Here is a 6287-nt window from a genome sequence, read left to right on the forward strand (position 1 = left end):
AGACAGGCTAAAGCTATCATGGTTGAAAGAGGTTTTGACTTTTATAATAATAAAGGTCTTGGAACTGTGCCAACTCGTGTAGTGGAAGAAATTATTGGCACGGAGTTGCTTAATAATGGCTAGTACAAAGTATACAGGCGTCAGCAAAGACAAGTCAACCGGGAAGTATATGTATTATTTTAAAGCTGGGGTTGATTTGGCAACTGGTAAACCGTATCAGGAGCGTAGACGTGGTTATGATACAGCTAAGGAGGCTTTTGAGGCACGAACGCAAGCTATGAATAAAGTCCATAAAAAAGGCACTTTGAAACATACCCAGATGAATTTTGAGCAGTTTCTTGAGATTATCTTTAAGCCCAATTTCTACGCTTCTACAAGGCAAGGAATTGAGGACAAAAACGAGGTCATTTTTAGAGAACTGGTGAAATTTTTTGGGAAAAAGAAACCTCGTGCTATTACTCCGGTAGATGTTACCATGTATAAAAAATATGTGGTGGAGAATTATGCCAATTCTTATGCAAAAAGGAAAATGGGGTTACTTAACCAGATTTTGAGAAGTGCAAAAGACCACGGTTTAATATTTGGAGATGTTCCAACTGAAAAAGTCAGAACATTTGAAAAAGATTTGATAGAAGCACTTAAAAATAATTCAGAAATTTTAACTGAAATTCGTGAGAAGAAAGAATTAGACGATGAAATGAAAAGCAGACTAGATGAATTTATAACGAACTTTAAAAAAGAATATGTGTGGTAAAGCAGGTGAAATAATATGTCAGCAAATATGAAAGAAATAAAGGAACGTATTGACAGTGTAAAAAATACAAGCCAAATAACAAACGCAATGAATATTGTTTCTTCTACAAAATTTAAAAAATTTCAGGTTTTAACTCTAAAATCTAGAAACTATGCATATGCTGTAAATGAGGCTTTTGATAATTTAGTTGCAAGTCTTAAGGGAAATAAGTTTGTAATTTTTGATGGAAAGCCAGAAGTTAGAAGAGTCGGAATTATAGTGATGACATCAGATCGTGGGTTATGTGGAAGCTTTAACTCAAATACTTTTAGAAGGCTTGAGAGCATGAGAAAGCAGTTTGAGAAAGAAGGAAAAGATGTTTCAGTTGTAACAATTGGAAGAAAAGCAAAAGAATATTGTAAAAATCGGGATATCAATGTGGATAGTGAATATACGCAGATGATTCCAGAAACAATGTTTGAAACTGGTAAAAAAATCAGTGAAGATGTAGTGCAGTTTTATTTAAACGATTTTTATGATGAAGTTTATATGATTTATTCAAAATTTGTATCAGCAGTTGAGTATAATATTCAGGTGGAAAAACTACTTCCAGTAGAAAAAAAGGAAGGATTGCCAACAAAGGAATATGTGTTTGATCCGTCAGAGGAAGAAGTGTTGAACTCATTTGTGCCGCAAGTTTTGAATATAAAACTATATCAGTCGTTGCTTGAAAATTCGGCAAGTGAGCATTCAGCTAGAATGTCAGCAATGAAACAGGCTAACGATAATGCTTCTGAAATGATAAGAAATTTGGAAGTGCAGTATAACCGTGAAAGGCAAGGAAAAATAACACAGGAATTAACAGAAATTATAAGTGGTTCTTTAGGAGTACAGTAATTTTTTTACAACCTTAAAGAATCTGAGCATGAATTAAGAAGGAGGTTAAAGGTAACCGATGAATAAAGGTAAATTAGTGCAAGTTATTGGGCCAGTTATAGATGTAAAATTTGAAAAAAAATTGCCTGATATTTATAATGCACTTGAAGTGTATAAGGAAAACGGAGAAAAATTAGTAGCTGAAGTTCACGCCCACAACGGAAACAATGTTGTAAGAGCAGTTGCAATGTCTGGAACTGAAGGATTAAGACGTGGACTGGAAGTTATCGATACTGGTAAACCAATTCAAGTTCCCGTTGGAAGAGCTACATTGGGAAGAATTTTCAATGTGCTTGGGGAAGCGGTTGATGATGGTGAAAAATTGGATGCAGATGTGTTAAGGGAGTCTATCCATAAGGATGCACCGTCATTTGAACAGCAAGGAACAGATTCTGAAATACTGGAAACAGGAATAAAAGTAGTAGATTTGCTTGCTCCATACTTAAAAGGTGGAAAAATCGGACTGTTTGGAGGAGCAGGAGTCGGAAAGACAGTATTAATTCAGGAATTAATTAACAATATTGCCAAAGGGCATGGAGGACTTTCTGTATTTGCAGGAGTTGGAGAGCGTACACGTGAGGGACGTGATTTATATAACGAAATGACAGAAAGTGGAGTTATTGATAAGACAGCATTAGTGTATGGACAAATGAATGAACCACCTGGTGCAAGACTAAGAGTAGGGCTTACAGCACTTACAATGGCGGAATATTTTAGAGATAAGGAAGGACAAAACGTACTTTTATTTATTGATAACATATTCAGATTTACTCAGGCAGGATCTGAAGTATCAGCTTTGCTTGGAAGAATGCCGTCAGCCGTAGGATACCAGCCAAACTTGGCAACTGAAATGGGAGCCTTGCAGGAAAGAATAACATCAACAAGTACAGGTTCGATTACATCAGTACAAGCTGTATATGTGCCAGCAGATGACTTGACAGATCCGGCACCAGCAACAACATTTGCCCATTTGGATGCAACAACAGTATTGTCAAGACAAATTGCATCACTTGGAATTTATCCAGCAGTAGATCCTCTTGATTCAACTTCAAGAATACTTGAGCCTGAAATTGTTGGAAATGAGCATTATAAAATTGCAAGGGAAACTCAGAAAGTATTACAAAGATACAAGGAATTGCAAGATATTATAGCAATTCTGGGAATGGATGAGCTGGATGAAAATGATAAATTAACAGTAAACCGTGCTAGAAAAATCCAAAGATTCTTTTCACAGCCTTTCTCAGTAGCAGAACAATTTACAGGAATGAAGGGTAAATATGTACCTTTAAGAGAAACAATACGTGGATTTAAGGAAATTTTAGACGGTCTTCACGATGATTTACCAGAACAAGCATTTCTATATGTCGGAACAATTGACGATGCAGTTGCAAAAGCACGAGAACTGATGAGTGAATAATTTTTAAAATAATATTTAATAGAAACAGGGATAATGCACTCCCTGTTTTCCAATACTTAAAGTTAAAAGTAAGCATACTTTGGAACGGAAGGAGGCTTTATGGCAGCAGAATTTATTTTGGAAGCAGTAACTCCAGAAAGACTAGTTTTTGAAAAGCCTGTTGAATTTGTAAAATTACGTACAGAAAATGGAGATATCGGAATACTTGCAAAGCATATTAATTATATTACACCAATTGGTGCAGGAGAAATGCTTGTTCGTGAAAAAGATAAGGAAGATGTCACATACTATCTGGAAGGTGGATTCTTGGAAGTAAGACAAGATAAAGTTGTCATTCTAGGAGTAAATATTGTTGAGGCAACTAAGGCAGAAGCTGAAAGAATGGCAAGGGAAGTAGCAATTGAAAGAGCAAAAAGACAAAAAATACAGGAAGATCAGGATATTTTAGGAACGAAAAAACGTATTAAGAGCAATTTGAGCAGGAAATAAATTTTGAAATTCTAAAAAATGTGGTATAATAAATATAAAATATAGTTAATTTAGTAATAATTTTAAATAAATGACGTAAAGGTGGTATGGAAATGGAGCAAATAAAAAAAAGTAGAAGCAGAACACATTATAGAAATTACGTAAATGAAAAATTAACTGGAAATATAACAAAAAATTTGAACAGACTGGAAAGATTTATTTCGCTTGAAGTTATTGAAAAGGAAATTATTGAAAGAGTTTTAATAAAGTACTTTTTGATAAAGAGAAGCAGAACGTTTTATAGAAATTTTGTAAATAAAAAATTGGTAGGAAGCCTAGGAAAAAGATATAGAAAATTTTTCAAGGATATAGACTTTAATTATGAAAAAATTTCGCCAGATCAGATAAGACGTAGATATACTGAAACTGAAATTAATCGTTCAAAATATGCAAAAGGTGTAGAATTTGATGGAAAATCCGACCATGATGATATTTATTTCGATAAGGCTCCATTACCAGCATCATATTTTGTAGATGAAATCGTTCTAATGCCAAAAAATCCTACAACATTATACGTTTATTGGGAAATTCGTGATGATACTTATGAAAGATTGGCTTCAAATAACGGAATTATTGACAATGTAGTTATAAAACTTTACAAAGATGGCAAAGAATATAGAAAAATTATAAGACATGAAAGAATAGGATCTCATTATATTACTGAAATTGATGTAGATCAGCAGCATTATGAAGCTTCTATCGGGTATGAAGACCACTACGGGAACTACTCTGAAGTAGCTCACTCAGTGGAAGCAATCTCACCAAATGATAAAGTTTCTGATAATATTGATTTATCGTGGGGAACTGTAAAACTTGATAAAAATACAAATCAGCTTATAAAATATATAAATACGCCAGTTTCAACACCAGAAGGAAGACACCTTTTAGGAATACCTGCGGATTATGATGTAGATGAAAATGATGAATTTATAATTGAAGTTATAGAAAGATTGACAAGAGTAGGAGCTTCAGAATCATTAATCGAAAGAAAAGTGATAAAAGGAAAACTTCCAAATCTTAGACTGGATATGGGTGGTTCAAGAAGCAGTTAGAACATTTTTATAAATGTTTTTATAAAAATTAAGATTAAAGGAGATTTAAAATGGCAATGTTAAATATGCTGCACGCTTGTTTACGTGTAGAAAATTTAGAAAAATCTATTGAATTTTATGAAAAGGCATTTGGATTTAAGGAAGACCGACGTAAAGATTTTCCAGAGCATAAATTTACTATTGTTTATTTGACTCTTCCAGGAGAAAGTTTTGAAATTGAGCTGACTTATAATTACGGTCACGGTCCATATACAATTGGTGATGGTTTTTCGCATCTGGCAATTGCTTCGGACGACTTGGAAGGAGATAATGAAAAACATAAGGCAATGGGATACAAGACAACAGATCTTATGGGATTGCCTGGTAAACCTGGACATTATTATTTCGTAACGGATCCAGATGGTTACCGTATGGAAGTAATTCGTGCAGAATAAAAGTTAGCAATAAAACATATTTAAAGCAAATAATAGAAATATCATAAGAAAAGACCGAGATTTTCGGTCTTTTATAGTAAAACTATTTATACAAAATTTTAACAGGTGCAAGGAGAAAATATGAAGATAATAGTATATGGTGCTGGAGTTATGGCACAGTATGTAAAAGAATCAGTAATAAATTCTGGAAATGAATTTGCTGGGCTGGTTGACCCGCTTGGAAATGGGGATTTTGAAAATCTGAAGGGAAAAGATGTGGATTTTGATGCAATTATTGATTTTTCGCATTTCAGTTTGCTGGAGGATGTACTTGAAGCGGGAATTGATAAAAAAGTTCCAGTTCTAATTGCTACAACTGGACATTCAGAAGAACAGATTGCAAAAATTCAGGAAGCATCAAAGCAAATACCAATAATTAAAGCAACAAATACTTCAGTTGGAGTAAATATCGTAAATGAAATTGTAGCCTTTGCTACAAAATTATTAAAGGATTTTGATATTGAAATAATTGAAAAGCATCACAACAGAAAAATTGACGCACCAAGCGGTACAGCAAATACTTTACTTGAAGTTGTCAAGGAAAATCTAGATAATGATGGAAAAGATTACAGAACAATTTACGGAAGAGAAGGACACAGCAAACGTGCAGAAAAGGAAATAGGAGTTCACGCTATACGTGGCGGGAACATAGTCGGAGAACATACCGTAATTTATGCAAAAAATGATGAAATTATCGAAATAAAGCACGAAGCATTATCAAGAAAGATGTTTTCAGACGGTGCAGTTAAAGCTGTAGAATTTCTTGCTGGGAAAAAAGCGGGACTGTACACAATGAAAGATGTACTTGGTTTATAATAAAAAAAACTCTAGTTTTATTCAGACTGGAGTTTTTCTTTTTTCAATTATTTTAGCTTTGTATCTTCACAATAAACATTTCCATTATATTTCCTATAACGTACCTCTTTCTTCTCTACTCCTATTTACTTCATTCCAATAATTTGGACTAAAAAGTTCGCAACTAGCCACACTTACCCCAACTAAAATTAAAATTAGAATTTTAAAAATGTTTTTCATAAAATATCACTCTTTTATATTATTTTTCGTAGGATTGCTCATTGCCGCAAATCTTACCACCTATGGCTAGTCTACGACATTTTTCTGCACTGACAAAAAACTCGCTATGCTCA

8 protein-coding genes are annotated in these 6287 nt (G+C 33.7%); all 8 read left to right on the plus strand.

The features are described from left to right. Positions 1-123: DUF3173 family protein (locus Q0370_RS00815; RefSeq protein WP_299570790.1), on the plus strand; the 123-nt coding region annotated here is incomplete at its 5' end. Continuing rightward, positions 116-754 carry a hypothetical protein gene (locus tag Q0370_RS00820; RefSeq protein WP_299570772.1) on the plus strand — a complete coding sequence of 213 codons (639 nt, stop codon included), beginning with the start codon at positions 116-118 and terminating at the stop codon, positions 752-754. The genes Q0370_RS00815 and Q0370_RS00820, both read left to right, overlap by 8 nt. Positions 755-769: 15 nt before the next feature. Beyond that, a complete protein-coding gene (atpG, locus tag Q0370_RS00825; protein ID WP_021745095.1) occupies positions 770-1630 on the plus strand; it encodes an ATP synthase F1 subunit gamma in 861 nt (286 codons plus the stop codon). Positions 1631-1688: 58 nt separating this feature from the next. Then, positions 1689-3086 (plus strand): F0F1 ATP synthase subunit beta, encoded by a 1398-nt coding sequence (atpD, locus tag Q0370_RS00830; protein ID WP_021745094.1) that lies wholly within the window; start codon positions 1689-1691, stop codon positions 3084-3086. A 99-nt stretch (positions 3087-3185) separates the two neighbouring features. Beyond that, positions 3186-3575, plus strand: a complete 390-nt coding sequence (gene atpC / locus Q0370_RS00835) for an ATP synthase F1 subunit epsilon (protein WP_021745093.1) — start codon at positions 3186-3188, stop codon at positions 3573-3575. Between the two features lie 92 nt (positions 3576-3667). Next, positions 3668-4666, plus strand: coding sequence for a DUF4912 domain-containing protein (locus tag Q0370_RS00840; protein WP_299570781.1), 999 nt, complete (start codon positions 3668-3670; stop codon positions 4664-4666). Between the two features lie 50 nt (positions 4667-4716). Then, positions 4717-5100, plus strand: coding sequence for a VOC family protein (locus Q0370_RS00845; protein WP_006803462.1), 384 nt, complete (start codon positions 4717-4719; stop codon positions 5098-5100). Between the two features lie 120 nt (positions 5101-5220). After that, positions 5221-5955: a 4-hydroxy-tetrahydrodipicolinate reductase gene (gene dapB / locus Q0370_RS00850; protein ID WP_299570787.1), complete on the plus strand. Its 735-nt coding sequence runs from the start codon at positions 5221-5223 to the stop codon at positions 5953-5955. The last annotated feature ends 332 nt before the right edge of the window (positions 5956-6287 follow it).

The organism is uncultured Leptotrichia sp. (assembly GCF_938036635.1).
Taxonomy (GTDB): Bacteria; Fusobacteriota; Fusobacteriia; order Fusobacteriales; family Leptotrichiaceae; genus Leptotrichia; species Leptotrichia hongkongensis.